The following is a 26,337-nucleotide window of genomic DNA, read 5'->3' as shown; positions in this document are numbered from 1 at the left end:
TAATTTATATGGATTGATTGATATTTATGCGTTACTTTGCATCTTTGATAGATAATATAAAACCAACTCTTTCAGGGCATGATACCTTCCCACTGAGATATGGCTGGTTAAAAAAAGTTCATGATCAAATTGCAATACAGTTAGAATCTGAAGAGATCGAAAACGTATTCTCTCAAAATACCGCTATTGCTGACTTTGGTGTTGGTAAAAATATGTTGAATGCTATGCGGTTTTGGTCGACCCATACTGCTATGATCATTAGAGATAATAGTGCTTATTATTATACACATGCTAATACGATAATTGATGAAATTCCGAATAGTAGTACTGTTGATGCAACTAAGCAGCTTAATTCCTTCTATAATTCTGAGAATATTTTTGCTGATAACGGTTTAGACCCTTATTTAGAGTCACCTTCAACCATTTGGTTGTTACATCTATGCCTGGTTACAAATCCTAATTTAATGACTTATTACTGGTTGTTTAATATAAATACAAAGTCAGAGTTAAGCCGTGAAGATTTTGCTAGATTATTAAAAGAATTTTTTAAGGACCACGGTTTATCGGCTCCTTCAGACTCGACAATAAAAAAAGATATTGAATGCTTAATTCAAAATTACACGACAAAAATGCGTAAAGCTTCTGATGATTTTGAAAATTTATTAGAGGGTCCATTAGTAGAGCTTGGTCTATTGACTCGTGTAAACAAACAGAACATCAGAGCGCTACGAGGTGAGAAAAACTCTTTGACTCTGCATGTATTTGTGTATGCGCTAATAAACTGTTGGCGGATTCATAATGGGGCAGCTGATACGTTATCGCTAGAGATGTGTACTTATGACGAATGTTCGCCAGGGCGTGTATTCATGTTAGACGAAGATGCGATTATAGATTATGCAGAGCAACTACAGGATTCTAACTATTCTTTAACTTGGACTCAGTCTGCTGGGATTCGACAATTTCAAATAACGAACGGCAGCAATCTTAATACTATTTTTGAACAGTGCGTAGAGCAGATGCAACAAGAAGATTATAGCCATTAAGATTATATGAGAAAGATTTAATTACCGTGTTTTAATAAATTAATTATAGAGTTATCAATAGTCATGAATACTATTCCGAATACAGACAAATACCTTGTAGACCATATTGAGCGTAATCAATATTTTCAACGCTCTATAAATATCCATGCTGATAGTAACGATAAAGGATCTATTAGCAATTTTTACTGTACTGCCTCCTATGAACAAATCCTAATCAATATGATTGATCATATAAAGGGTGGCCAGACAGCATTTACATGGACAGGTCCTTTTGGGTCAGGAAAATCTAGCTTAGCTTTGTTTCTACAGGGTCTAGTAAGTGATGATAATGAGATCGTTGAAATAGCATCTTCTAAGTTAAGCAAAAAAAATAAGGCTGCTATTGTTGAGCACTTTAACTCTGAAGACCAACAATGGAAAACGCTTAACCTAACAGGTCAGACAATAGCGCCAGAACAGATATTTAAAGATGCGTTGAACTTAGAATCAAGTGCGAGTGCTAAAGACATTTTAAAGGCGTTAGACAACTACGTCACTAAAGAGCAACGTCTTATAATTTTTATTGATGAGTTAGGTAAAGTCTTTGATGGTGCGGCTAAGAGTCATCGTCCAGATGATATTTATTTTTTACAGCAGCTTGCTGAGTTTGTAAGTAGAACAAGTGGAAGAATGCTGTTAGTTGGTATGTTGCATCAGTCTTTTACGGCTTATGCACGTCAAGCGACTGCTAAAACTCATAATGAGTGGATGAAAATTCAGGGCAGATTTATCGATTTTGCTATTACATTATCAGTTGATGAGCAAATTTATCTAATTGGTCAAGTCATTAATACAAATGGTGAGCAGCTAGAAAGATATAAGAATAGCGCTGACTTCACCACCCAAATTCAGTCTTTAGTTACTAATATTGCTAATGCTCGTCAAACTAATATAGAAAGTCTAACGCAATTACTAAGTGACGTTTTTCCTCTACATCCACTTGTAGCTATTTTATTATGTAAGTTATCTCAAAAAAACTTTGGACAAAACCAACGTAGTATTTTTTCCTTTTTGATGTCGTCTGAGCCTAATGGGTTTGGCTCTTATCTAAAAAATACTAAATTAGAAGAATTCGCCTTATTTAAACCTCATCAGTTTTGGGACTATCTTGATAGTAATTTAAATAGCGCTATTATTGCTTCTGAGTATAGTAAACAATGGCTACTGTCTCAAACAGCGGTCAACCGTTATGAAGGGCTCTATGATGAAGTTGCTGTTAAATTAATTAAAATAATTGCCTTAATTAGTATATTCGGTGATGGTACAGGAGTGCATGCTAGTCCTGAGCTATTAAAGACATTGCTGGGTATAACTAAAGAACAACTGAGTGAACTTATAAAGTCCTTAGAATCTGCTTCGATCATATTTTATAGTAAATTTAAACAGTCCTATGTACTTAGTGAAGGCAGTGACTTTAATCTAAACGATGCGTTGAGAGAGCAGATTCAGGATCTTGACTCGCTACCTTTTGAGCAACTACAACAGTTTGAACCTATTGTTGCTAAGAAACACTATCAAATTACAGGTAGCCTCCGTTGGATGGAAGTGAAATTACTTCCAGTTACCGATGCATTAGAAAATGTTTTAATGAGCCTTCAAAGTGCTATCAATGCATCGTTAGTCGGATACTTCTGTCTCCTAATACCTAAGAATGATGAAGAAGTATTATTGGCAACAGAGATTTGCAAAAAAATAGACAGCTCTGATGAGTTTAGTAATTTGGTTGTTGCGGTCTTGGATAGTCATACAACTATCATCGACATGTTAAAAGACAAAATTGCCCTGAGTAATATTTTGAAAAACGAAGAAAGGTTGCTGAACGATAAGATTGCGCGTCAGGAAACTGAAGGACGTTTGGTTGAAATTGAAGATGCGTTGAATAGACTGCTTGATAAGAGTTTGAATACGTCCAAATGGTATAGTAATTATTTATCAAGCCCTGAAAGTCAGCTGAACCGATTTAAATTATCAGAACTTGCATCAACTATCGCTGATGAGCAAGTCACTCAAAACTTCATCTGTAATAATGAGCTAGTCAATCGTAATAAACCGTCACCTAGCGCAAAAGGCGCTATTCGTGAGTTGCTTAAACGTATGATTGAACGTAGTGAAGAGGCGGGTCTTGGCATCGAAAAATTCCCACCTGAAAAAGGCGTGTATGAGTCTGTTATTGTCAAAAATGGCCTACATAAAGCAGATAGCGATGGTAATTATTATTTCTCTAGACCTGATGATGTACAGCTACAAGCTATCTGGGAATGTGCCGATAATATTATAGCTGATGCTAAAGGGGAGTTAGTTACGGCTAAAGAGATCTATGAAGCTTGGCAAGCACCTCCTTATGGCGTGAAAGCAGGACTTCATGAGATTCTATATATTGCCTATATACTATCGCGCCATAGTGACTTAGCGAATTATATCAATGGTGAATATAAGCCTTCGGTTCAATACTTATTGGCTGAATATCTGATTAAGGTGCCTGCTGATGTAGGTGTAAGAGAGGTATCTTTCTTAGAGGGCGTCCAATCGTGGATTCATGTTTTAAGAGACAGGTTGCAAGAAGAGTTCGGCGCTCGTCTGAATACTCAGATTGAGGATGAACCACTACCGATTGCTCAAGCATTAGTGAGTATTTTCTATGGTTTGCATCCATGGATTCAGCGTACCAATACTCTATCACCTAAAACTAAGCAGCTGCGCGATATTTTGAAAAAAGCAAATGATCCTAATCAATTACTTTTCGATGATTTGCCTAAGTTCTTTAATGCAGCAGATGATGATAATAAGAAAGTAGAAAAAATCATTGAAGGTCTACAAGAGTTGGATAAGATTTATCCAGACCTCGTGTCTGAGATAAATATGGGACTACAGAATTATCTTAAAATAAAAGAAGACAGTGTTAACCCTTATACTGAAATCAATAAACGTTCTGAAGCACTGTTTGGCAAGTCCGGTGATTATCTGTTAGATGCGTTTATAGCTAGACTTGTTAAATACGATGGCTCTATGAACGATGCTGAAAGTTTAATCAGTTTGTTGGCGGGTAATAAGCCCTCTAAGAAGTGGATCGACCAAGATATCATCAAGGCGCAACAGCATATTGCCACCTATGGCTTTCAGTTTTTGGAAGCAGAGGTGAATGCTGATGTAAATGCCAGCCCAGATAGACAAAAAGTCGGGGTGATTACGAAGTCTCCTAATGCAACGACCAGCCGAGTAAGAGAAGCGCACATTACCTCTAAAAATATCGAGCCTATCAGTAAAAAGGTAGAAGAAATTACAAACTCACTAAAAGCAAGTCAATTCGATATGAATGATAGAGTTGCTGTGATTGCAAAGCTATTAGAAGCGCTAAATGAAGAAGATGCTGAAAAGGAAGAATCTTAAATGTCTAAAATTAAGCACGTATTAGGTATATCAGGTGGTAAAGATAGTGCTGCATTGGCTATTTATATGCGCGATAATTACCCAGATTTAGAGATTGAGTACTTCTTTACCGATACTGGCAAAGAGCTTGATGAAGTGTATGAGTATCTCTCTTATTTAGAAGGGTACTTAGGTAAACCTGTACAACACATCAATCCTGATAGAGATTTTGACTTTTGGCTAACTCAACATAATGATTATTTGCCATCGCCGCAGGCACGCTGGTGTACGATTAAGATGAAGCTAAAGCCTTTTCAAGACTGGGTACAGGGTTTTTTAGATGAGGGCTATGAGGTCCACTCATATGTTGCTATTCGTTCTGACGAGCCATACCGTACAGGATATGACTCTAGTGATGAAAAGCTAGTCATTAAATTACCTTTTAGAGAAGACGGCATAGACAAACCAGGTGTTATGGATATTTTAGAAAACTCTGGAGTAGGGCTGCCGTCATATTATGAATGGCGTACACGCAGTGGGTGCACTTTCTGTTTCTTTCAGCGTAAGATAGAGTGGGTAGGACTTTTAGAGCGTCATCCCGAAGCCTTTAAAGAGGCTATGGATTACGAAAAAGAAGCTTTAGCCAACCAAACGCCTTTCACCTGGTCTGAGCGTGAATCACTAGAAGAGCTTAGTCGCCCTGAGCGCATTGTTGAGATTAAAGCAGATCATGAGAAGCGACTTGCAAAAATGAAAAAGCGGATTAAAGTTAATCCGCTAAGACCCGATGGTGAGCCTGAGCTAGATATGGATGATATCTATGGTCAGGGCAAGGTTTGTGTGATGTGTCATAAGTAGCTACGTCGCAATCATAGTATATTCGAGAATATAAACTATGATTGCACACTAGTCTTTAGTCATTTAAAGTTTCTATAAAGAAAAGTCTTTTATAAATATAATAGTCACTCAAACCATTCTATTAACTCATCCCAAACTAATGAATATAGATGCTTTGAGCGTTGCTCAATCCAGTCAGCACTCCATTTAGCCTCCATTTTGCTTAATGCTACTAAGTTTGGCATATAACTTTGCGCCTCAATAACATCTTTAGTGCTGTTACGAAGTTGAAAGTTTTGATTATGTTCAGCATCTCTTAAAATATCGTATGATTCTTCTTCTGTTCTAGCACCAACAGCGCGATATAGAACACGTTTTTCATTCCAAACTCTATTACTTAGTGAAGAGTTTAGTTTTGATGATACTAAGACTAAGTTGCCTAAAGTGTGTACAAGTGAGCCTTTAGCGTATATCTCTTCATCCCATTGGCTGCTGTATGTCTGAGGAGCAACATGTTCTAAGGATAAGTTTCTCTCATCTGTATACATATCAGACGATAGACAAGGGTTTAAAGCCTCTTTACCTTTTATTAGAAGTCCAGGGTTATTATTATCCTCTACAGCATTATGATGAGCAGCAAGTAATAAGAACTTTGCAACTTTTTTATTAATATTATAGATAGGCAGTTCACTTGCTTGATCTATAAAGTTATTTTTATTTTTTAAAGCGCCTTTATGACCTGAATCAATTAAGCGTAATTTCATCTCCTTCTTGAATAGATTTATATCAATCAGATCATCCTGTAAGTGTTTTCTAGCCATGGAGGGTAAGCCAGAGTCCATATCAGTTGAACTAAGCAGCTCACGATATTGATTATCGATACCTCCTGTGCCATTTCTCGACGCACGCCATAAAACACTAAAGGCAACAATAGCTTTAAGTGCTTCTTCAAAATCATGAAGCCTCGCTTTCTTTTCTTCTATAGTTTCTGCATTATTGATTTGTGTAAAAAAGTTAGTCAATACTGGGATAACAATAGTATGTTTGAGGTCATTTAAAAAAGTTAAACATAGTTTCGACGTACTAGAGAGCTTTAAGTGACCAATGAATTTATGAGTATCATTAAAGCTAGTTGCGTCCCAAAAATAATGCCTAAAATTAGCAACATCTCGCATAGTTTCAATAAATCTTAGTTTTTCTTTCTTAGAGTTTGAGCTTTCTTGTGCCTCTTCGAATCCTACCTTCAAGGCAGAACGTTGGTCTGCTAACCTACGCGGTACTTTCTTGCCTGCATATGCCCCAAAAAAATCAATCAATAACGCCATTGTTTCTTTTTGCAGATCTTTGCCAGCAGAAAACTGGCTAAGATAATTAGATATCTCATCCATGAGAGCTTTTTCTTCAGACTGCTCATAGTTCTCTAATTCAACTGATCCTACTACGCGTGGTTTAAAAGTTTCAAATGCTGTCAACGGTTCGCCTGTAGTGTTCAGAGACTCAAAAATAGTAAAAGCATAGTCTTCGTTTTTACCTTGAACTACAGTTACAACAACCCGGCTTAGAACGTAGTTTGCATAAAACATAAGTAAAGAGAGCTCATCAAACTGTTTGCGATACTCTTCACTTACTTTTTTAATACTATCAATGGGGGCAACATGATTAAGTAGACCTAATTGTAAAACTTCGGAATCATATAACTCTTCATTAGTTGGAACTTCTTGAATCTCTTCATCGTTACTTTTGCCCAGCTTTTTTAGTAAGCTTTTAAGTTGGTTAAAGCGATTAACTAAAGCTTCTTCTCCTTCTATATTCTGATCTGAACGTTTTACTGGCTTGAACTGAGATGTTTTATAATCTGTGCCTTCAATCTCTTCGATATATGTTGTAATGAGATGGGCAATCGATGAGTTATATTTACGAGACTTAGCGCTTTTAGACCATTGATCATCTAATGATCTGATCATTCTAGGGTAGAGAGGTGTTTCACCATAGGGATATTTTTCATAAAATGTACTAGAGAGTGCGTCTATAACCTGACGAGTTTGCCCATCAAGCCACTCAAAAGCATCTCGAAAACTTTGAAGTTCTTCTGCCCTTTCTGCGCCAAAGTCTAAGCTATTTTGTTCTTGATCAAAGGTTTTCTCAATTTTATTTTTATAGTTAATATACTTTTGATGAACAACAGAAAGCTCATTATGTAGCGCCATACATAACAGTAAGAGCGTTGTCATACGTTGTTGGCCATCAATAACGGTAAGCACCTTGCTTGGAACATCTTGCCTGACTATAGGTTGTACAGTCACATGCTTATGATCATGAATAGTAATAACAGTGCCTAAAAAAGTAAAACTATCCTCTGAGTCTAAGAGCAGTTTAAAACCGTGACTAATATCTTCAATTAATCTATTTACTTTTTCTTTATCCCAGCTGTAAGGCCGTTGATAAGAGGGGATGTATAATCCTAATCCTCTATCAGAGAACAATTCTGTAACTGGTTTAGTTACGGCTTCAAATATGTTTTTTGGGTCTACTGACATGCTTGTTCCTTATATAGGTCTTATTTACATCGACAATTGTAATCAGTAAGTGTACACATTGCTATACTTAGATTCGACACATCGAGGTCGCATATATAACTTAAATATAATAATATTTATTTACTTCATATTTTCTTCTAAGTAAAAACAGATTATCTAAAGGAGTGTCTTCATCACTTAATAATTGAATGACATGTGGAATCCCTGCATTTGCCATGTCAGCTGCGTAATTAAATATCTTCCGGCTGTCTGTTAGACTTTCTATATCTAGATTTTTAGCTAAATAGGACATTTGAATATGATTGATATGATAATCATCTAAAATGCTAGCAGCAGTAATATTAGACATATCTGTCAAATGATCAGGTGGTAAATTCTCTTTAGAAGCATAGAGGAAAGCAAAATACCAAAAATCTACTTGGCGATTAAAAGGCGTATATTGCGGACTAGTTTGTGAACTAGATTGCTTACAAAATTGTTTTACTTTATCTGAGTATTTGCTAGGTATGGAAATTTGATAGCTTTCAAAAGGGTTTCGCATTGACATACTAGGCTTCCTCTAAATAGTTATTTCTTGCACAGACTGAGCATGATTCGTAATGATTGCAATCACAGCGTATGATGCTACCACTATCCATAGGTGGTCTATTCTTCAGTATTTTAGGATAATGAGCAGGATTAGTTAAGGTATATACAGCGCCAGCGTATCTATCAATTAAAGGTTCAACACCATTAATTTCATCATGAGTCAAAAACAAAATAACTTGAGTGCCTTCTTTAACCATCTGCTTTAATACAGACTGCTTGACATAACCTGACATCATACCAAGCGGTGTATCAATAACGTTAGGGGCTTCAACTTGTGAGATTTTGGTTAATGCTAGAATAAAGGCAAGTGTGATGGCACGCCTTGAAGCACCATTTAAATCTTGATCCGGATTAATTTTCTGACTATTCATACCATAAACTAATATTTCATAACTAGGGCTTAATTCAGCTTTAGTAATGGATGAAAACTCATTGTTATCAGCAGAAGATCCTACCATATCTAAAAAGATGCGATTCATCTCTTGACTGACTTTCTCAACCTCTTGTCCTTTTAGTTTATTTAGAATGCTTTCAAAGCCACGTTTCAAATTTTTAGACAATTCAATTTTATTAGTGGACTTATCGTTTTTATTTAGCTTTTTCTGAATTTTTTGCTTTTCTCGCTCCTTACTTTCTAGCCTTTGCTGATTTGTATCTATGATTGTATTGGCCCTACTGATATCAGAGACAGTTTCCATCAACTTATTCTCATATTCACGCAGTTGAGTGCGAAAGATATCTAATCCATCGTCTTGAACCTGAGCAATCTCTTCTTCTTTTTTATCAAGCTCAAACTGTTTGTCATTAATAAGCTTACTTAGATTATAATATTGCTGTGAAGATGAGTTATATTTATTTTCCCACTGTTCAATTGCTTTATCAGTATCACTGCGGTAGATCGCAAAGTGTAAGCTTGTTGCTAGTTCAGTTTTTCTATCAGCTTCTTCACTGTCATTAATGGCAACTTGGATATGATGACGGTGTGTTCTACCTTCATCTGTAAGCTCGTCAAGACTAGAGCCACAAAAGCATTTCGGTTTATCTAGTAGCTCTTCTAAGATAGGTACGTTAGCTTTAGGCAACTGTTTTTTATCTTTCAAATCTGCTAAATAGGATTTGGTTTTATTAAAATCATCTTTTAATAGGCCAAGCGAAACATTTTCATTTTGAACATTATTTCGCATCGTCTTTAATGATTCAGCTTCTGTTCTAATCAGACTTTCAAGCTCTCTTTGTATCCTTTTTCTTTCTCCAATAAGCTTGTTTTTGTCACCTTGTTTGATAATTTCTTCTATTTTTGCATTGACTGTTTTTTTGCCTTGTTCTAAGTGGGTTTTCTTTGATTCTAAACCTTGTAAACGTTCAGTTTGCTCTTTAATATCTTCATTATATGAAATAATATGATTATTGATTAATTCAAACTCTTGAGCATAATCGCGATTATCTACTTCCGACTCAAATTTAGTGGAAACTGTATTTATATGGCGAATAGTGTCAGTTAAGATGTCTAACGATAACAATGATTTAATCGCATTCTCGACACGTCTTTTCTTTACTCCTGGACTAGAACTCGCTTCAATAAATGATAATGCTCTGTCCCCATCAGTGAAATAAACGTCTTTTAAGGCTTCAGGCAAAATATTTTGAATAAGTTGTGTTTTTTGAGCGTCGTATAACGGTACAGCGCCAGTAGTTTGGATTTCAAAAATAGTAAGGTCATCAATAGGAGGGTTTGATGCTTCAATGTACTTTCTGATTAAACGATAGCGTTTGTGGGGCTGATCTTCTTTAGCCTCTGTTTCAAACTCTATGGTAACTTCAGGTACTTCTTGAGTCGTATCAGATTCGCTAAAGGGAACAATATTGAAATTATGATACTTATCGGGTAATCCTTCTTCACCCCAAATACCCCACATAAGAGCATACTGACATGTTGTTTTGCCTGACTCATTAGCCGCACGAATAATAGTCAATGGTTTGTCTGTTTGTGTTGAAAAGTCTAACTGTAAATCTTTCAACAAGCGAAAGTTTCTAATATCGGCTCTTATTAGTTTCATGGTTATCCTTTACTCACTAAACAATAAAATCATCTGCTTTTGCATCAATTCTAGCTCGAATTTCTTCAATCTTTTTCTGATTACTTTGACCTGTAATACTTGCTTCCATAGCATAAATGGCTTTCGAAAGATTGATAAGTAATTTACTATTTTCGGCTGCATAGTCTGTAGCTAAAAATTCATCTTCTATCATGGCATTAATTTTACGTGATGAAATAGACATAGTTATATCCTTTTTCCTTGTAATAAATCTCCAATTTTACCAAGAAGTTCAACTGCACCGTTTTGTTCGGTACCATTTCTTGAAAACTGAAGAAAAAACTGTATACGTGCGGCTTCAGATTTTAATAAATTTTTAAAGTCATCATCCATAACAATACCAGATATAGAAGGCATGACAATAAAATCATGAATACTAGCGCTATCTTTACCCTTATCTTTTCTTAATACTCGTCCAAGCCGTTGTGTCCATTGCTTTTTTGTGGTATTGCTGGCAAGAATATAGGCAGTTTGCGTTTGTGGTACATTAAACCCCTCATCTAAAACCCGTTTAGAAGTTAAAACTTGTATTCTACCTTGATTATATTCATCAATAATTTGCTTCAAGGTAGCGTTATTAGCGGTTTCTTGACTGGTTATCTGATGGAAGTTAACATGTTGTTTATTTAAAATATCGTTTATGAGTTCAAGTTGCTCTGGTTGTTTGTCACTGCAAAAAACTAGCGAATTTCTAATGTCAGAGCCTTTAGAGGGAAGGCATTGCTTGAAGCTGAATATTTTATTCTCTGCGGTTTCAATAATTTTACGTCGTTTGATACAAAGTCTTGACCAATTTTGAAACTCGATACTATCTTTATTGGCATTGGCTGCAAAAGATAGCCGTCTTATCTTTTGGGTTAGCTCGTAGAAATTATCATTCTCTTCTGCCGTTAAGTGAATAATGTGAGCATAATAATCAAATGGAACAAGGCACTTGCCAATCGCTTTATCAAGTGGGAAGTCATAGACCACATCACCAAAGTACTGTAATAAAAATTCCGAACCTTCTTCATCATATTGGCGTATTGGTGTTGCCGAAAGACCAATTTTATAATCAAAAAAATCTGGTGGATTTTCTACAAAACCAGTACTACCAAGGTTATGCACTTCATCTGCAATTAATAGCGTACTAAACGATCTTGAGTATCTCTTTATTCTAGCCATTAGTTCAGATTTAAGAGCATTATGGCTAACTATTAATACCTCAACATGTGAAGAGTTAAACTTAAGGTTCTTACAAGCATGATCAATTTTACTTAACTTATTCTTAGAACCGCTGACGTTATTAAGATTTACAGCATTCGCTCCAAACAATGCAACTTCATTCTGCCATTGAGCCATTAACGCCTTAGTAGGAACAGCAATAACGATCAATATATTTTTCAAAGACTTACTTAATAGGGTAGCAGTAGTTAATGAGGTAAGAGTTTTACCACCACCTGTTGCTATAGATAGTATGCCTCTATTTTGATTTGCAAACCAAGCATCTATTGCATCGCCCTGATGAGCATAATCGCCTGTACGATAGTCTAGCCAATCAGGAGTGGTCAACGTATCAGGCTCATAGCCTGATAAAAGACTTTCAAGGTTTGAGATATAGTCCTCAGGTTGCATAGGTTCGGACTCCTGCTGCTTAAGAGCTTGGCTTAATGCATTTAATAAATATTGCCTAGTATATTTATTAGAAACTTGGGTAGATGAAAATTGCAGCAGTAGAGCCCGTAATACATTTAAGCTCAAATTACCACAAGTAACTTCAGGATAGTCATTCTCCCATAACAGATCAAAGTCTTTGCGTAATTTTTGACAGATATGTAATGACTGCTCACTCATCAAAGTAGAATCAACACTTAAATATTCAAAGTTCCTGACTAGGCCGCTTTCAGTATGATTACTTGATCCTTGAACTATTATTTCACTACCATCACTTTGCGGAATTAACCAACATTTAACATGAAACAGTCCTGATTTTGGTAAGGCAATTTTAAGCTCAATTTTGTCCAGCTTAATTAAATAAGCTAGAGCATGTAAGGTTGATTGGCTTAAGCTATCTTGATTCAAAATAAACCCAATGACATTATCATTATCTATCTTACCTTCACCTTCATACAAGTTGATAAGAGTAGTAATATCCCCCTTCGATAAGTTTGGACTAACGATAAGACGCATTCGATGAGTAACATCTGACTGTAAATAGTAAAGAAGTGATTGGGCTATAGCTCGAAAGGATGAACTATTAAAATAACCTATCATACAGTCATAACCGATTGCATTTTTTACAACAGGTAAAAATAACTCTTCGTCCAAATTATTTTCAAATGGATTAAAAATAGCTGTTTTTAGCAGTACCATAGAAGCTATTCCATAAACTGTACACTGACTAGGTATTTCGTCAAAAATAGTCTTGATAATTTATATAATGCTAAGATTTACGTATCTCACGTAGCACATGTAATTAACTATTTAATGACATATATAAATTATCAGTTTAATTAGTAGATACTAGTAAAAGAAATTGTTAGTTAAGACTAACTAGAAGCTTTATACTCTAAAAAGTAGCTTTAATCAATGCATTTATCAACATAAGCCGAACTAATTAGGTCTAAACTTCCAAGTTATTATTGTTTGAAAGGGTTAAGTGCTACAGAAAAGTTAAAAGCGCTGTACTTATCAATGTTTAATTGGAGAGCTATCCGAGCAAGAGATGATATGAGCATATATATTCAAACGCATTTGAAATTGTGTCTAACCTAGAAAATAAACTGATAGGTAGTCCGCTATACTGACGTTAAAGTAGAGAATAATAAATGAGCTGGTAAGATCATGACCCAAACGGACGATGTTCCAAATACCAACCAAATGATAGCTCAAGCTTGCGCTATTACCTTTAAAGGCAATGCTAGTAATGGACTACAACAAGATGCGTTTTTCTTTTTAGATCATTGGTATCAAGAGGAATTAGGGGTGATGCCTGTAGCTTCAGTGCAAGCGCCGTTTTGCTTAGCAGTATCAGACGGTGTCGCTAGCTCCAATCAGTCTCAGCACTGTTCAAAGGCAGTGGTCAAAGCAATTAAAGCACTATGGGATGACAAACAAACAAACGTCCTAAGCATGACCTCAGATCATATCTATAAACAACTGAGCCAAACCAAACATCCAAAAAAACGTTATGGCGCTGCGACAACCCTCGCCATGATCGTTGGAACACTAAACGACAATAAATCAATCAATATAGACATCACCCATGTCGGTGATAGTCGTGTATACAAGCTGGGCAAAGAGGCAAAAGAGTGGCAGTGCTTAACTCGTGATCATAACTTATTAAATGAGCTAGTCGATGAGCAAGCCCGTGCAGAAGGTCGCCAAGCAGAGTTTGATGAGTACAATCGAAAAGGTATGGCAGGCAGCTTATATAGCATTACCGAGTGCTTTGCGTTAGCCGTAGAAAGTGATGATCTGAGCAGCGAGCTACCAAAGAGCACAAGACATAACATCACGGTGCAATCAGGTGATAGCCTCATTATCTGTACTGATGGTATTCATGATTTAGTAACGAGTAATGAATGGTCTCCTATCGATAACCAAACGGATTTACAAGAGTGGCTACAAGCGCTCAAACAGCAAGTTTATGATTCGGATGGTAATGCTTATGATAACGGTACGGCTATTGCGGTGCGGTTTGAATAGTTGTCTTATGACAGTTCACTTTTAAAGTGATAATTTGATAGATTTAATAACCTATAGAGCAGCCAATATGACTACACACCCAATCGCAAGTTACAACAAATCTACCCGTTTGTTTGCGCTCTATCAATTTCTACCACGTGACAAAGTCAACGCAATGTCCCTGACAGAGCTAATGAGTGTCTATGGTGCTAATCCTGACCGCTACGCAAATGAGCGTAAAAACTTAGAAAACGATCTAATGAGTCTTAATCAAATATTTAACGATATTTTTTATAGTCAGGCCTTGGTCAGAGAGCCAGCTTGGGGTCAGAATATCAGCGGACAGACGGCACGGTTTTATATTGAGCCAAGCTTTAGTATTGATGTCATTAATGAGCAAACGGTGTTCTTTTGGCAGATGCTTGCTAACTATACTGCAAACTATTTACCAACGTCTTTCAAGCAAAGTATCAGCGACAAGCTAGACCAGTTAGATCGTCAAGATAAGACCAGCTTCAATCAAGGCAGACTAGGGCAGTGGCAAAATCATCTCATTACCCTGCCGAGTGTTGTACAAGCACCGAAACTTGATAGTGACGTGCTCGCCAGTATTCACCAAGCTTTGCTTCATAGCTGTCAGCTAAAAATTACTTACCGCAAAAAATGGGATGAAAGCGCTAACGAAAAGCTGATTTATCCTAAGGGTTTAGTCTTTATCGATAATATGATGTACCTAACAGGCTTTTATCCTGTAGAGGATCATATTGACGATAACGTCTTGTTGAAGGCGCATCGAAACTTTGCGGTTAACCGTATCACTAAAGCGGCCGTCATGGATGAGTCAATACCAGACTGGGTCGCGCGCAATGCTTTCACTCTTAAAAATCTAAGTAAGCTAGGAAAGCTAGAATTGAATGATGGTCTAGAAATTAGACTAGTTCTAAAAATACAAAGATATGCGTGTCAGCACCTCTATGAGCGTCCATTATCAAATGATCAGCAGATTACGGTTATCGATAATACTTGGAACGAGGTGCGCGCGACCGTTACCAATACGCAGCGCTTGCAAGACTGGCTAGTGAGTATGTCGCAGTTGGCAGTGGTGGTTGAACCTGCTCAGTTGAAGGCGGTTATTTTGGAGCGCCTAGAAAGTGGGAAGGCGCTTTACGATAACGATTAATAGAGTTATTTAATGAGAAAGCAGATATGACAGCAAATAGTACTTCTAACTGTAGTGAATCTCTAACTAATAATATTGTTCAAGAAGCTGATAATAAGCTTCAGAAAAAGCGAAAATCCTTTGTCGCGCTGTATAGGCCGCACAAAGAGATATCTGTTCTATCTGAAGTCGGGTTTATTGTTATCGAAGACGGCTGGGATGAACAGTCATTACTAGCGTTAAAACAACAAACAGGTCTCGGCACATTGTTTGGTCTACAAACTTCAGATAAGCATATTGAGAAGTTCGAGATTATAGATCGTATGATCATTTGCAAAGCCGATGAAGTCGAGCAAGTGATAAGCGTTTTTGAATCGGTGTTACTGCATCAGGGTATGATGGGCATTGTTTATAGAGATATTATACTCCCCTGGGGCGCTGATAAGGCTGCCAGATATATACAGACTAAGGTGACGGGCATGCCAAGCGCAAAACTACTGGAATATGCCGTTAATAATTTGCTAAAACAAACACCTAAAAGTCTTAATATTAAGTCTATGGTACTCAATATTGAAAGTGGTCATAAGATATCTGAGGATGAATTTTCTGGTGTACCAGATGTTATTTACAGCCAAATTTCTGATGATGCAGAAGTGTTTTACGGCCCAAGAGTCACTGATAAGCCTAACTACTATAGGTTAGAGGCGATATATGTGGCAGGTTAGGGATGCACTAAGTATAGTCTAGAGCAAGCATGAGAATATTAGTAGATTGATGTGCTTGGAGTACGATTAATAGAGCGTGCTGAATCCTCAATTAATGGTGAATACAGTCATGAAATATCAACTCGATGAGTCACACGAAAATGACATACCCTGTACAGCCCTATACAAGCCAAATATGGACTGTTTTTCGCCTTCTATTATCGTCTGCTTTATTATGAACGATGATTGGAACGAGCAGATGCTGCGTGAGCTAAAAGAAAAAACGGGCGCTTACCTTTTAGTTGGGTTACAAACAGTAGACAGCCAGTTTGAGGTTCTGAACATTATAGATGGGGTTATTAATTGTCGGCCTGATGAAGTAAACGATGTCATTGCATTGCTTGACGTAAAGGCTGCTAGCACCTTAATTGGTATAGATGTTGTAGATGTTAAAAGGCTGTTTGAGTGCGGCAATTCATTCCAGTTTGTTCAAGCGAGTGCTACAGGCGAGCCTGAATTCGATATGATAAAAGTAGTTACATACAATCTAATCAGTTTACTTGCAAAAGCTAGTGATACTAAAGGGGTGCTAGTTGGAATGCAGAGCATGCAAGCTTTACCACTGGAATCTATTGCTTATGTGACAGAAGCTGTTGAAGGATTGTTGTCTGGTGATGAAGCATCTATATACTGTAGTTCAAGTAGTACTGATGAGTTTAATACTTTTGGGTTAAAGGCGATATATGCTGAGGAGTAGGTATAAGCCCAGACTTAGGCGTTAGTCTATAACTAAAGCATTACTCTTGATGCTTCCAGTTCTCTTGTCCTAATGGCATTTGATTGAGTAAGTCGCGTCTAGATCGCCAATCGGGCATGTGAGTGTCCAGCAGGGCCTTGAACCTATCATTGTGCTGCCGCTCTTTAAAATGTAGCAATTCATGCAAGATGATATATTCCAAACAGGGTAGTGGCTTTTTGGCCAGATCTAAGTTAAGCCGTATGTTTCCTTCTTCTATATTACAGCTGCCCCATTTGGTTTTCATTTTTTGGATCTGCCAACCGCTGATAGTGACAGCAGTTTTCTTCGACCATTTATCGATAAGATCGGGTGCTCTGGCTTTTAATCGGCCACGATAGTATTCAGACAATAGCTTAAGCTTTGCTTCATCAGATGCTCCCTTATTTACACTTAGTATAAGCTTGACGCTTTTTAGTTTGACGGTTTGAGACTTTAGGTCATCAAGCTCAATCACTTCGAGCCGGTAACGCCTGCCCCATAGATAGTGTGTCTCTCCATTTACCATCTCCCTTGTAGATTGGCGCTCTTGCTTGGCAAAGGCAGCCTGCTGACGCCGAATCCAAGGTATACGGTGAATAACAGCCATCCGAATGGCCGTATCGGTCATAGCATCAGGCTCAGATACTCTGACCTGTCCATCAGGTGGCATCACGCTGATATGTAGGTTTTTAATATCCTTGCGAGTTAAATGTATATCCAACTCGCCAATCTTAATAAGCGCTGAGTTAACAATCACTGATATTCCTGTTGTGCTTTAACCAAATTAATCAGCGCGTCGATGTCGGTATCAACTTCATATTGTTTAATGACCTGATGCACCGCGTTTTTAATCTTGCGCTCTTTGATTAGGTGACCCCAGCAATCAGTATGTTTATTGAGTCTAATAGCAGCGTCTACTTTATCTGCCAAGTCCTCATTTTGATCCAAGTTATCATTTTGATCGAAGTTATCATATAGTGCACGCTTAACAGGGGTGTTAATAGCCTCAGGATATGCGTCACCACTTGCTGTGCCAGTTGGATTGATTACTTTAGAGGTTAGCTGGCGTATCTTTTGTAAGTACTCAGCGTAAGCAATGGCTTTTTGTCGGCGTAGCTCAATGAGCTCATCGAGTAGGGCAGACATATGCTCGTAGTACTTTGGGTTGACAGGGTTTTCATCCACAATCGTTTTGCGAACATTGTTTTCAATGGTCTCTGCGACGTTTTCAGGGTTGCTCGCTATATCTTCAGGTATGGCTTTGATTAGAGCTTCAGCTCCTCGATTGACAATAAGCTCAATAAGTCCTAAATCTTCGAAGTCGATGACCGTCTCACTAGGCGTGGCATGAATATAAGTGTCTAGCATCCTACGCATGGTCGGTTCATAGCTTTTCATATCGATATGGTCGCCACTCATAAGCTTGATGTTATTACGCACGGACTCAAAGTGTTTTACATCGTCTTTAATGCGTTTTATCTCCTGATCGCTATATCCCGCTTCCGCCATTTCATTAGCAATATTGCCATAAGCACGTATCAGCTTGGAGACGCTTTTGTACAGGGTCAGTCTAAGCTGTTCTTGTTCTATTTTTTCGGCCTCAGTCGTGCCATCACTAGGACAAAAGTAAGCGCCATAATCTTGTGTATTGCTGGGGTATTTAACAGGCTCACACAGTCCTCTGACCATCTCTAGGGCATCATCTAGGTTTTGTTTTGCTGCAGTTAAGCGGTTCTTTAACAGCCCATCAATATCTTCATCTTCGTATCTTGAGAACGCGCCTTGCGTATAGTCAGAAATAGTACTGTTTAAAGACTGAAATAAATCTTGATAATCAATGATATAGCCATAGTCTTTTTCTGCACCATCAAGTCTATTAACCCGGCAAATGGCTTGAAAGAGATTGTGATCAGCCATCTTTTTATCGATATATAGATAGGTAGCAGAAGGTGCATCAAAGCCTGTTAGCGGTTTATCGACGACGATTAGTAGGCGCATTTGACCTGGTTCTTCGATGAAGCGTTTTTTAACTGACTTTTCAAAGTCCTCGGCCTTAGAGCCTGCTTCTTGTTCGCTGATGTCATAATAATCAGCAATCATTCTACGATAGATTCGATATTTGAAAAGCTTCTCTGTCATGCCTTCGCCAGTTTCTTCCCCTTTGATGCTATCTGCAGTCGGTAAGTAACTGGTCACAATTGCTACTTTGCCTTTCAAGAAAGAGTTCTCAAAGGCCTCATAAGATTTACAGGCTTGATAAATACTATTGCACACAAGCATGGCATTGCCATGACCATCCATAAGTCTTGGTTCTTGTTGCATATCGAGCAAGATGTCATTGACGATGCACTCTATGCGCGACTGGCTAGACAGAACCCGCTGCATGGTTCCCTATTTTTGCTTAAGCTGGCTTTTAACAATATTGGTTAAGCCACGAGTATGAGCATCGAACCATTCATCGACTTTCTTAGAGGAGGTAAGCTGTTGATCGATATCACGTGCTTCATACAGGAGGTCCAATACCACACCGTCAGCAACTGCTTCATCAAACTTATAGGTATGAATAAAAGGACCAAACACTTCGATAGATTTCTTCTTATCTTTTTAGAGTAGTGGCGTCCCGGTAAAACCGACAAACATCGCTTCTGGCAATAATGCCTTCATAGCGCCGTGCAGCTTGCCAGACTGAGTGCGGTGACACTCATCAACAAAGACAAATAAATCGCCCTTAGGGCTAAAGTCTGACGGTAGGCTGGCTTGAATGTCCTTTATGAATTCGTCTGTGTCTTTACTATCATGGTTATAATCATCAACGCCGCGCCCAAATTTATGAACTAGGGAGCAGAGCAACCAAGGGTTAGGCCGATTTAGCTGGCTAATAAGATCAGCACCGCTCTTGGTGCGATATATTGATTCATCGACACCAAAAAAGACTTTTTCAATCTGTTCATCAAGCTCGGTACGGTCAGTAATGATGAGTACACGGCTATTGGTGACATTCTCCCGTATCCATTTGGCCAGCCAAACCATCGATCGTTAAGCTTTTGCCTGAGTCTTGGGTATGCCAAACAATCCCATCTTTGCGCTGCGCAATGTGTTTTTTTGCCGCCTGTATTCCGAAATATTGATTGTGTCAGCAAGTCTTTTTGACACCCGAATCAAAGACAATGAAGTTATTAATGATGTCTAAGAATCGGTGCTTATTGCACATATGATACAGATGGAAGTCTAAGGGCTGATCGGTGAAGTTAGCGTTTGCTAAGGTAAGGTGCGTCGGTACGCTAGTATCAGACTGGGGTGTATGATTGGGGTTGGCTTCTTTCCATTCTAGGTAATATTTCTCAGGCGTTTCGATCGTGCCATAGCGTAGGCCTTGGGTATCATTACCTGCCATAACCAATTGTATGGCGCTAAAGAAGCTGCGAATAAATTCTTTCTTTTGATTATCTAAGTTTTGATGAATACCTTCGGTGACGTTGATGCTAGAGCGTTTAAGTTCAATAACGCCTAGTGCAATGCCGTTGACATGAAGGACGATGTCAGGACGTTTTTTATTTTCGCCATTGATGGAGACCTCTTCGGCAATGGCAAAGTCATTGGCCTCTATATTATCCCAATCAATTAACCAGACAGTCTCTTTATGATCCCCTGTGCCTTCTTTTTCTTTGATGCCATAACGGAGTAGTCTATAGACCTCTTTATTGGCATCGTATAGTTTAACGCCACTGCCTAAAGCGGCTGCTTTTTCTAGAACGTTAATGGTTCTATTTCGCAATGTACGGCTGACATTACGTGAGCTTAGCCACGCCGCTAAAATCTCGGACTCAATGTTTTTGTTATTAGGTCGGTCTTTGAAGTCGCCGAGATAGCGATAACCAAGCGTATCGGTGAAAAAGGGTATGACACGGTTCTGAGTGAGTCTTTCTATGTCGGTGACGTTACTCATTCTCAATACTCCTCAATGAGCTACAAGTTTGAATAAGCTGACTGATCACGTCATCTACCGATGTTAATGAGCTAATCTCGTAGTGCACTGCTTCATCGCCTGTTTCTTTATCTGTGATATGTTTGTGTTGAAATCCATTGCCTTCAAGCACATCAGTAACTTTTTGAGGGTAATCGTTTGATGAGCCGTTTTTAAATCGGATTATAAAGTTGTTTGAAGACTTAATAATTTCGAAGTGGTAATCACTGCTTGCATAATTCCAACCTTCTATCTTTAGACTGGCAGGTATGGCACTAGACATAACCTCCTGATAATTGAGATGCTTGAAAGGCCTAATTAAGGATTTGTCTTGATTCAGTTTGATTTCAATAACACGGGTATAAAGTTCATATTGCGTATGGTTACGTTGGGCTTCTTTAAACAGTACAAACTCATCCTCATTCTTAAGAATGAACCCTTGCTTACAATCTTTGAAAAGCTCAGGATGTTGTATGAAATGTGCACGCCATTTAACTAAACTATTGCTAGCCAGTGCTTTGTCACAGATTTTCTGTAGTGAACGTTTGACATCGTAAACGTCGAAATCCTTATCGTCTAATACAGCTTTTATATATGACTGTCTTTCTTCGATTTTGGTACTTGTTTCTTCTCGCTTCATATAAGCAGAGCCAATGCGTAGTAGTCTCTTCCAACTATGATCACGATCAATGTTATGTTTAGTAGAGCGACTGCTTAATAAGTTATAACGATCTTGTCCTCTTTGAGTAAAGTATTCCCCTTTGCTTAATACAGCGCGTTCCCATATATAATTAATGTCGGAGGAGTTGTGTTGGAGTAGGTCAAAAACGGCTCCCGCTGACTGGGCGTATTTCTCAAAATTAGCAAAATATATACTGTTTTGATCCATTTCCCACTTACAATCACCATGCTCTCTGTAATACTCTAAAATACCTGAAAAGTTCAGTAGGAAGCCGATTTGACCGTCAAAAAATGGACGTTTCTTATCGCTATCAAAAAATGATTGTTTTTCAGCTTCTAGAATCGCCTGTTTCCACTGATCTGATCTTAATATCAAATGAGCTTTAATCTTCTCCTCAACAAGCTGATCTTCTGAAATTCTACTCAAGACGAGCCCAGGTCTATCAGTAAGGGTATTTAAAATAGGAGAGTCAAACTTACTTAGCTTTTCAATTGACAACAGAGCTTCTAAAAAGTCTTTTGAGGTATTAAAGATAGTATTTTCAGTTAAGTTATAAATGACACGTACCCATTCAATGAGCTCAGATTGAATGTCATTAGCATCAATGTTGTTAGCTGAATTGAGCTTTTTTGAGAGAAAACGATAAAAAGCATAGAACCGTAGCTTTTCAGGATAAATAGTATTATCTGCTAGTACCTTTTTGAACATAGACACTTCTGAATAATGTGTCTTATTATATGTGTCAGGTAAGTAAGTCTTGAGATGATGGTTGTGATAGTCATCTAGATCGAGCAGATCTAAAAGACCCATGAGGTTAGTTACAAAATTAGGTGTAAAACAATTTAGTTTAGTGTACTGAGCTATTGTTAAGTGCTGCAACTTGGCTTTTTGTGCAAAAAAAGTATTGAGCTTATCTTCACTTTTACTATCATTGTTTTTAGTATCGATAATATATTGGTATAGAATAATTAAGCGAATAAAGTTCATAAGCTCATCATCATAGGAATCATGCTTATCACCAACAGTCCGATACGTCCAAAACAGATCTGCCCAGTCGGTGTCGATCTTATGAATAAAGTACTCATAACCATTGACTACACCACCTCTAGCTGCTAAATCATAATTAGGCAGTTCTTCAGAAAACGACTTTATAATTTGTTGTAGATTAGCTTTGAAGTTTTCAAATGGGGTGAGGGGTTTACCTCGCGCGTTCATTTTGATATATAACTCATCAGATAACCCAAACTTGCTCAAGGGCAAAAATTGGAAAGTGATACAAGGGTTATCGCTATCCATAATCCGCAGGTATAAATCTTCATCATAGAGTGCAAATCTTTCTTCAATCGCCTTTAGCATGTTAAGGCAAGCTTGCACAGTAGGGTCTTGTTTCCAAGCTGAAAAAAACCAAGTGCTGTCAGTAATGAGTTGGTCAATAGTATATTTATTGGTTTTGCTAGATTCGGTTGTTTGATCTACATTAAATTTAGTTAATGCATGGTAACGTTGCTCGATAGTACCGTTAGATAATAAAGCATCAAAAAATTCTGATGAACTTGGACGGGTTTTATAGGTAAAGCGTGAATTACCTTCTAAAGTAAAACGCGCTTTAAACTCTGTTAAATGGTTATGTTTTACTGCCAAAAACCAATGTAATAAAAATAAAGTTGTAAGACGCTGCTGGCCATCTAGTACTGAGAGTGTGTCAGTTTTATCAATGTCGCCATATACAAAATCCAAATTTAGAGACGGTTGATCATCATAAGTCTTATCTATGATTAGAGCTGAAAACAGAGAGTCTAAAAAAGCATCTCTAACCTCTGACTGATCTTTGCGTCCTTGGGCATAATCACGCTGGATAATTGGAATTTCTATAAAGTTTACTATATCTAATAGCTCATTAAAGGTTACTCTTTCTCCCATGTTCATTATTGAGCTCCATTTTTAAAAAAGTATTCTGTTATCGTTTCTACGATAGCATCATGATGGTCATCTCTATCGTTTGAACTCCAGTAAAGCATATTGTCTAAATTTTGACTGTAATACTTTAAAAATACATTTTTGGTACATAAGGGCACATATATTGCCTTTTTATCAAGCTCAATAATATGTTTACGTTTAATCGGAAAGATGGCGTTTTTATAACTGCGATTGCTGTATCTATCAAGCAAAGTTAGATTGCCGATTGAGTTATCTACTGCTTCGGCATTGCTAGGATCGTAGATCTCTATGATACTCTTATAGACATTCTCAAACTTATTTTGTTGAAAGGTTTGTGCTTGAAGGATTTGGTTGATTTCATTATTGATACGTTGCTTTTTATCTTGATCAGCTTCATCCAGCTTAAAAGCGCTTTTATCAACTGGTGATTTATCTAAATAGTCTTTAACATCTGTTAGCCATTTCATTTGATTACTAATGCCTTCGGGCATATCTGAGGCTACTGAGCGTATATGTTCAACGTCCCAATTCTCACTTTTATACCTATCAAATTGAAAGCGAGAGTTTGATTTGGGGTTGCTCAATAAGCTGACAATATTGAAAAGTAGAAAGATACGGCGAATCTTACTCAAGTTCTTAGACTCATAATCAAGCTCTGATAAGTGATTGCGGACTTTCAATTCAATTTCATCAGATGATGACAAGGCATTGAATTTAGCATCAAAAGTCAGGTTAAAAACTTGTCCTATAAGTTTATGTCTTAGATGTTGCTTATCTCGGCTATCTTTACTAAGTCGCATAATTTCAGAAATCGTTTTGCCCTCAGTTATTAAATAGCCGATTAAGTGGAATAGTTCGCGGTCATTAAACCATTCTTCTAATGTCATCATTAAACGCTTGATGCTTTTCCATTCTCGAACCATGTCAAAGTTATCTTCATTTAGCAACTCATTAAATTGCAAAAAAGTGTTTAATTCATCTTTACTATTTTCAATTTCACTATGGTCTGATGCTCTAAGAGAAAGCAATAAATCAATGCGATTTGACTCAAGGTTCTTGTTGCTCAGAAAATACCAAAAAGCATCGTTTTGAAGACTTTTCTCAATGGTATCCCACTCTTGGGAGAGTGTAAGCTGCAATAGGCTTTGGGCGTCCTTCGACTTCGATTCTGAAGTGAAATTGCTTGATTTTAAGAACAATGCCTTAATAAGCTCTGCACTTACCAGCGGTATTTTTCCGACATTAAGTCTTGAAAAGACTTGGGTGGGTACCTCATAGTCACTGAGTTCATACCAAATTACTTTTACACTTTTATTATCTAAATTGATTAAAGGCGTCTTTATAGAGTTATGTTTATCTGAGTCCTCTTGCTCATCAAACCATGATTTGATGGCTTCTTTAGCTTTATAAATATGGAAAAAGTCGATATTATCTCTAGCTTGATCTTCGTTGATATTGGCTAAAAAATCGGAGGATTTTGCTCTAGTCTCATAACTAATTTCATAAGGTGCCTTGCATAATAGCGAGGGTATATCTTTCAAGCAGGTTAAAATGATGTAAATAGTGGTTAGTCGTTGTTGTCCATCGACGATTTCCCAAGAGCCATCTTCACGCTGTTTGACGACAACAGGTTGTAAGCAGTAAAAAGTATCCTTTTCGGAGTTCAGTGAGGTCAGATAAAACTCTCTGATATCTTCTAATAAGTCTTGAACTTGTTTTTCTTTCCAGCGGTAGCCACGTTGATAAGCAGGGATATAGAAACTTTCATCCAATAGGTCGACTATTGGTTTTATTTCCAATTTATTATTTTGCATCTTACTTCCTTATAATTTTAATGCGCCAACCGCACTTTTCCAGTCAGCAACTGCTGCATCATGCCTTGTTTAATATCTTTGGTTTTCTCTAAACGCTGCTGCAATGCTTGAATTTCGGTATCCATATCAGAAAGTATAGTGGCGATGGCGGTTTGTTCTGTTTTGGGAGGCATTAGCATGATACTTTTTTTAAACTCTGACATTCCAATCAAGTTTTTCATAGCACCGCCTTGAGTACTATCAGTGATGCTTTCTTGAAACTCTTTAGAGTTAAAAATCTGATAAAAGAAGCGCTCATCAGTATTTTTACTAAGAGTTATTTTCAATAGAGCTTGGTTAATAATACCTTCAGGGGCATTAACAGGGATCTGATAGATTTTGCCTATTGTACCCGAGCAGCTTACTATGAAATCTTTAGGTTTAACTGTAAATCGCTGTAGCTCATTGAATTTATCTCTATCGATATAGTATTTGCCAATCTCTGTATTTGCATAGATTGCATTTCTTTGTTCATATACTTTAAAACCTGTTCTAACAAAACTATCTTTTTTTAATGCCCCACCAAATGGACCTCTAACAAGCCCTTTGTTCTCTGTCATTTCGAAAAGAGTTTTGTGCTCCCAATCCTTAGGAATCTGCCCTAACTCAGTCTATTTAAGACCTTTTAGGCTACCATCCTCACGAGTAGCAAATTCAGGCAAGCGCGTTTTACCTGTAAGTAGCTGTTGCATGGTAGCGGTTTTGATGGCTTCTTTTTTGGCAATGAGCTTTTCTAATGACCCGATTAAATTATCGATATCGAATAGAGCAGTGGCGATGGCGGTTTGTTCTTTTAGTTTAGGTAGTGGGATTAGCAGTTTCTTTAATTGGGTACCTGTTATTAGAGGTTGACCTGAACCAAACACTAAAGTATTTAAGTCCTTTTTGATTAGCCAAGACTTAATAAACTCAACATCATTATTATTATTTAAGTTGATCACAATAGTATTATCTGAAACGCCATACTTTCCATTGACCAAATTTACTAATCCAGCAATAGTCTTTGTATTGGCTGGCATCCATGCCACCGCGTAGCTCATTGCAACTTGCCCAAAGGGTAGAATAAATTTCGGTTTTCTTAAGTGCC

General features: G+C 37.5%; 20 protein-coding genes and 1 pseudogene. 7 read left to right on the top strand and 14 right to left on the bottom strand.

What is annotated here, in order from left to right; genetic code table 11:
• Positions 1-26 precede the first annotated feature (26 nt).
• The 3 genes from JMY03_RS08975 to JMY03_RS08965 all read left to right on the top strand — a co-directional run bounded on the left by JMY03_RS08975 (position 27) and on the right by JMY03_RS08965 (position 5,306).
• The gene (locus JMY03_RS08975; protein ID WP_201603087.1) at positions 27-1,043 is read left to right on the top strand and encodes a DUF4007 family protein; all 1,017 of its coding nucleotides are present in this window, start codon (positions 27-29) and stop codon (positions 1,041-1,043) included.
• Between the two features lie 63 nt (positions 1,044-1,106).
• On the top strand, positions 1,107-4,469 hold the full coding sequence (locus JMY03_RS08970) for a hypothetical protein (RefSeq protein ID WP_201603084.1): 3,363 nt from the start codon (positions 1,107-1,109) through the stop codon (positions 4,467-4,469).
• The gene (locus tag JMY03_RS08965) at positions 4,470-5,306 is read left to right on the top strand and encodes a phosphoadenosine phosphosulfate reductase family protein (protein ID WP_201603082.1); all 837 of its coding nucleotides are present in this window, start codon (positions 4,470-4,472) and stop codon (positions 5,304-5,306) included.
• Positions 5,307-5,410: 104 nt separating this feature from the next.
• Here the strand turns inward: JMY03_RS08965 and JMY03_RS08960 are convergent, their stop codons facing one another.
• From JMY03_RS08960 to JMY03_RS08940, 5 genes are all read right to left on the bottom strand, one after another.
• On the bottom strand, positions 5,411-7,822 hold the full coding sequence (locus tag JMY03_RS08960) for a DUF262 domain-containing protein (protein ID WP_201603079.1): 2,412 nt from the start codon (positions 7,820-7,822) through the stop codon (positions 5,411-5,413).
• Positions 7,823-7,922: 100 nt separating this feature from the next.
• Entirely contained in the window at positions 7,923-8,369 is a 447-nt protein-coding gene (locus JMY03_RS08955) for a hypothetical protein (RefSeq protein WP_201603075.1), read from the bottom strand.
• Between the two features lies 1 nt (position 8,370).
• Positions 8,371-10,467 (bottom strand): AAA family ATPase, encoded by a 2,097-nt coding sequence (locus JMY03_RS08950; RefSeq protein ID WP_201603072.1) that lies wholly within the window; start codon positions 10,465-10,467, stop codon positions 8,371-8,373.
• Positions 10,468-10,483: 16 nt separating this feature from the next.
• On the bottom strand, positions 10,484-10,690 hold the full coding sequence (locus JMY03_RS08945; RefSeq protein ID WP_201603070.1) for a hypothetical protein: 207 nt from the start codon (positions 10,688-10,690) through the stop codon (positions 10,484-10,486).
• 2 nt (positions 10,691-10,692) lie between these two features.
• Entirely contained in the window at positions 10,693-12,858 is a 2,166-nt protein-coding gene (locus JMY03_RS08940) for a DEAD/DEAH box helicase family protein (protein WP_201603068.1), read from the bottom strand.
• Between the two features lie 471 nt (positions 12,859-13,329).
• Here JMY03_RS08940 and JMY03_RS08935 point away from each other — a divergent pair, with 471 nt between their 5' ends.
• The 4 genes from JMY03_RS08935 (at position 13,330) to JMY03_RS08920 (ending at position 16,792) form a co-directional block, all read left to right on the top strand.
• Positions 13,330-14,193: a PP2C family protein-serine/threonine phosphatase gene (locus JMY03_RS08935; protein WP_201603066.1), complete on the top strand. Its 864-nt coding sequence runs from the start codon at positions 13,330-13,332 to the stop codon at positions 14,191-14,193.
• 67 nt (positions 14,194-14,260) lie between these two features.
• Positions 14,261-15,352, top strand: coding sequence for a helix-turn-helix transcriptional regulator (locus tag JMY03_RS08930; RefSeq protein ID WP_201603064.1), 1,092 nt, complete (start codon positions 14,261-14,263; stop codon positions 15,350-15,352).
• A gap of 26 nt (positions 15,353-15,378) precedes the next feature.
• Entirely contained in the window at positions 15,379-16,056 is a 678-nt protein-coding gene (locus JMY03_RS08925; protein WP_201603062.1) for a hypothetical protein, read from the top strand.
• Positions 16,057-16,165: 109 nt separating this feature from the next.
• Positions 16,166-16,792, top strand: a complete 627-nt coding sequence (locus JMY03_RS08920) for a hypothetical protein (protein ID WP_201603060.1) — start codon at positions 16,166-16,168, stop codon at positions 16,790-16,792.
• 40 nt (positions 16,793-16,832) lie between these two features.
• On the opposite strand, the gene JMY03_RS08915 is transcribed toward JMY03_RS08920, so the two are convergent.
• From JMY03_RS08915 to JMY03_RS08890, 9 genes and pseudogenes are all read right to left on the bottom strand, one after another.
• The gene (locus JMY03_RS08915) at positions 16,833-17,570 is read right to left on the bottom strand and encodes a M48 family metallopeptidase (protein ID WP_201603057.1); all 738 of its coding nucleotides are present in this window, start codon (positions 17,568-17,570) and stop codon (positions 16,833-16,835) included.
• Complete coding sequence (locus JMY03_RS13325; protein WP_265089628.1) at positions 17,567-19,198, bottom strand: type I restriction enzyme subunit R domain-containing protein; 1,632 nt, start codon at positions 19,196-19,198, stop codon at positions 17,567-17,569. Before JMY03_RS13325 ends, JMY03_RS08915 begins: the two co-directional genes overlap by 4 nt.
• 6 nt (positions 19,199-19,204) lie before the next feature.
• Positions 19,205-19,843 (bottom strand): annotated as a pseudogene (locus JMY03_RS13320) (DEAD/DEAH box helicase family protein).
• Complete coding sequence (locus JMY03_RS13315; RefSeq protein ID WP_265089633.1) at positions 19,800-19,907, bottom strand: hypothetical protein; 108 nt, start codon at positions 19,905-19,907, stop codon at positions 19,800-19,802. The pseudogene JMY03_RS13320 and the gene JMY03_RS13315 overlap by 44 nt, the downstream one beginning before the upstream one ends.
• A 39-nt stretch (positions 19,908-19,946) precedes the next feature.
• Complete coding sequence (locus JMY03_RS13310; RefSeq protein ID WP_265089627.1) at positions 19,947-20,759, bottom strand: type I restriction endonuclease; 813 nt, start codon at positions 20,757-20,759, stop codon at positions 19,947-19,949.
• Positions 20,752-23,385 carry a DUF262 domain-containing protein gene (locus tag JMY03_RS08905; protein WP_201603055.1) on the bottom strand — a complete coding sequence of 878 codons (2,634 nt, stop codon included), beginning with the start codon at positions 23,383-23,385 and terminating at the stop codon, positions 20,752-20,754. Before JMY03_RS08905 ends, JMY03_RS13310 begins: the two co-directional genes overlap by 8 nt.
• Complete coding sequence (locus JMY03_RS08900) at positions 23,385-25,211, bottom strand: DUF262 domain-containing protein (RefSeq protein WP_201603053.1); 1,827 nt, start codon at positions 25,209-25,211, stop codon at positions 23,385-23,387. The genes JMY03_RS08905 and JMY03_RS08900 overlap by 1 nt, the downstream gene beginning before the upstream one ends.
• A 17-nt stretch (positions 25,212-25,228) precedes the next feature.
• Entirely contained in the window at positions 25,229-25,846 is a 618-nt protein-coding gene (locus tag JMY03_RS08895) for a restriction endonuclease subunit S (RefSeq protein ID WP_227675582.1), read from the bottom strand.
• Between the two features lie 15 nt (positions 25,847-25,861).
• Positions 25,862-26,290, bottom strand: a complete 429-nt coding sequence (locus tag JMY03_RS08890; protein WP_201603049.1) for a restriction endonuclease subunit S — start codon at positions 26,288-26,290, stop codon at positions 25,862-25,864.
• Positions 26,291-26,337 lie beyond the last annotated feature (47 nt).

The organism is Psychrobacter submarinus (genome assembly GCF_904846685.1).
In the GTDB taxonomy this organism is placed as follows: domain Bacteria; phylum Pseudomonadota; class Gammaproteobacteria; order Pseudomonadales; family Moraxellaceae; genus Psychrobacter; species Psychrobacter submarinus.
The sequence above is the reverse complement of the archived record's forward strand: the minus strand, read 5'-3'. Positions and strand labels throughout refer to the sequence as shown.

Excerpts from the sequence above, each read along its gene's own strand:
- JMY03_RS08975 (WP_201603087.1), top strand. The coding sequence starts at position 27 with ATGCGTTACTTTGCATCTTTGATAGATAATATAAAACCAACTCTTTCA.
- JMY03_RS08970 (WP_201603084.1), top strand. The coding sequence starts at position 1,107 with ATGAATACTATTCCGAATACAGACAAATACCTTGTAGACCATATTGAG.
- JMY03_RS08965 (WP_201603082.1), top strand. The coding sequence starts at position 4,470 with ATGTCTAAAATTAAGCACGTATTAGGTATATCAGGTGGTAAAGATAGT.
- JMY03_RS08960 (WP_201603079.1), bottom strand. The coding sequence starts at position 7,822 with ATGTCAGTAGACCCAAAAAACATATTTGAAGCCGTAACTAAACCAGTT.
- JMY03_RS08955 (WP_201603075.1), bottom strand. The coding sequence starts at position 8,369 with ATGTCAATGCGAAACCCTTTTGAAAGCTATCAAATTTCCATACCTAGC.
- JMY03_RS08950 (WP_201603072.1), bottom strand. The coding sequence starts at position 10,467 with ATGAAACTAATAAGAGCCGATATTAGAAACTTTCGCTTGTTGAAAGAT.
- JMY03_RS08945 (WP_201603070.1), bottom strand. The coding sequence starts at position 10,690 with ATGTCTATTTCATCACGTAAAATTAATGCCATGATAGAAGATGAATTT.
- JMY03_RS08940 (WP_201603068.1), bottom strand. The coding sequence starts at position 12,858 with ATGGTACTGCTAAAAACAGCTATTTTTAATCCATTTGAAAATAATTTG.
- JMY03_RS08935 (WP_201603066.1), top strand. The coding sequence starts at position 13,330 with ATGACCCAAACGGACGATGTTCCAAATACCAACCAAATGATAGCTCAA.
- JMY03_RS08930 (WP_201603064.1), top strand. The coding sequence starts at position 14,261 with ATGACTACACACCCAATCGCAAGTTACAACAAATCTACCCGTTTGTTT.
- JMY03_RS08925 (WP_201603062.1), top strand. The coding sequence starts at position 15,379 with ATGACAGCAAATAGTACTTCTAACTGTAGTGAATCTCTAACTAATAAT.
- JMY03_RS08920 (WP_201603060.1), top strand. The coding sequence starts at position 16,166 with ATGAAATATCAACTCGATGAGTCACACGAAAATGACATACCCTGTACA.
- JMY03_RS13325 (WP_265089628.1), bottom strand. The coding sequence starts at position 19,198 with ATGCAGCGGGTTCTGTCTAGCCAGTCGCGCATAGAGTGCATCGTCAAT.
- JMY03_RS13310 (WP_265089627.1), bottom strand. The coding sequence starts at position 20,759 with ATGAGTAACGTCACCGACATAGAAAGACTCACTCAGAACCGTGTCATA.
- JMY03_RS08905 (WP_201603055.1), bottom strand. The coding sequence starts at position 23,385 with ATGAACATGGGAGAAAGAGTAACCTTTAATGAGCTATTAGATATAGTA.
- JMY03_RS08900 (WP_201603053.1), bottom strand. The coding sequence starts at position 25,211 with ATGCAAAATAATAAATTGGAAATAAAACCAATAGTCGACCTATTGGAT.
- JMY03_RS08890 (WP_201603049.1), bottom strand. The coding sequence starts at position 26,290 with ATGAGCTACGCGGTGGCATGGATGCCAGCCAATACAAAGACTATTGCT.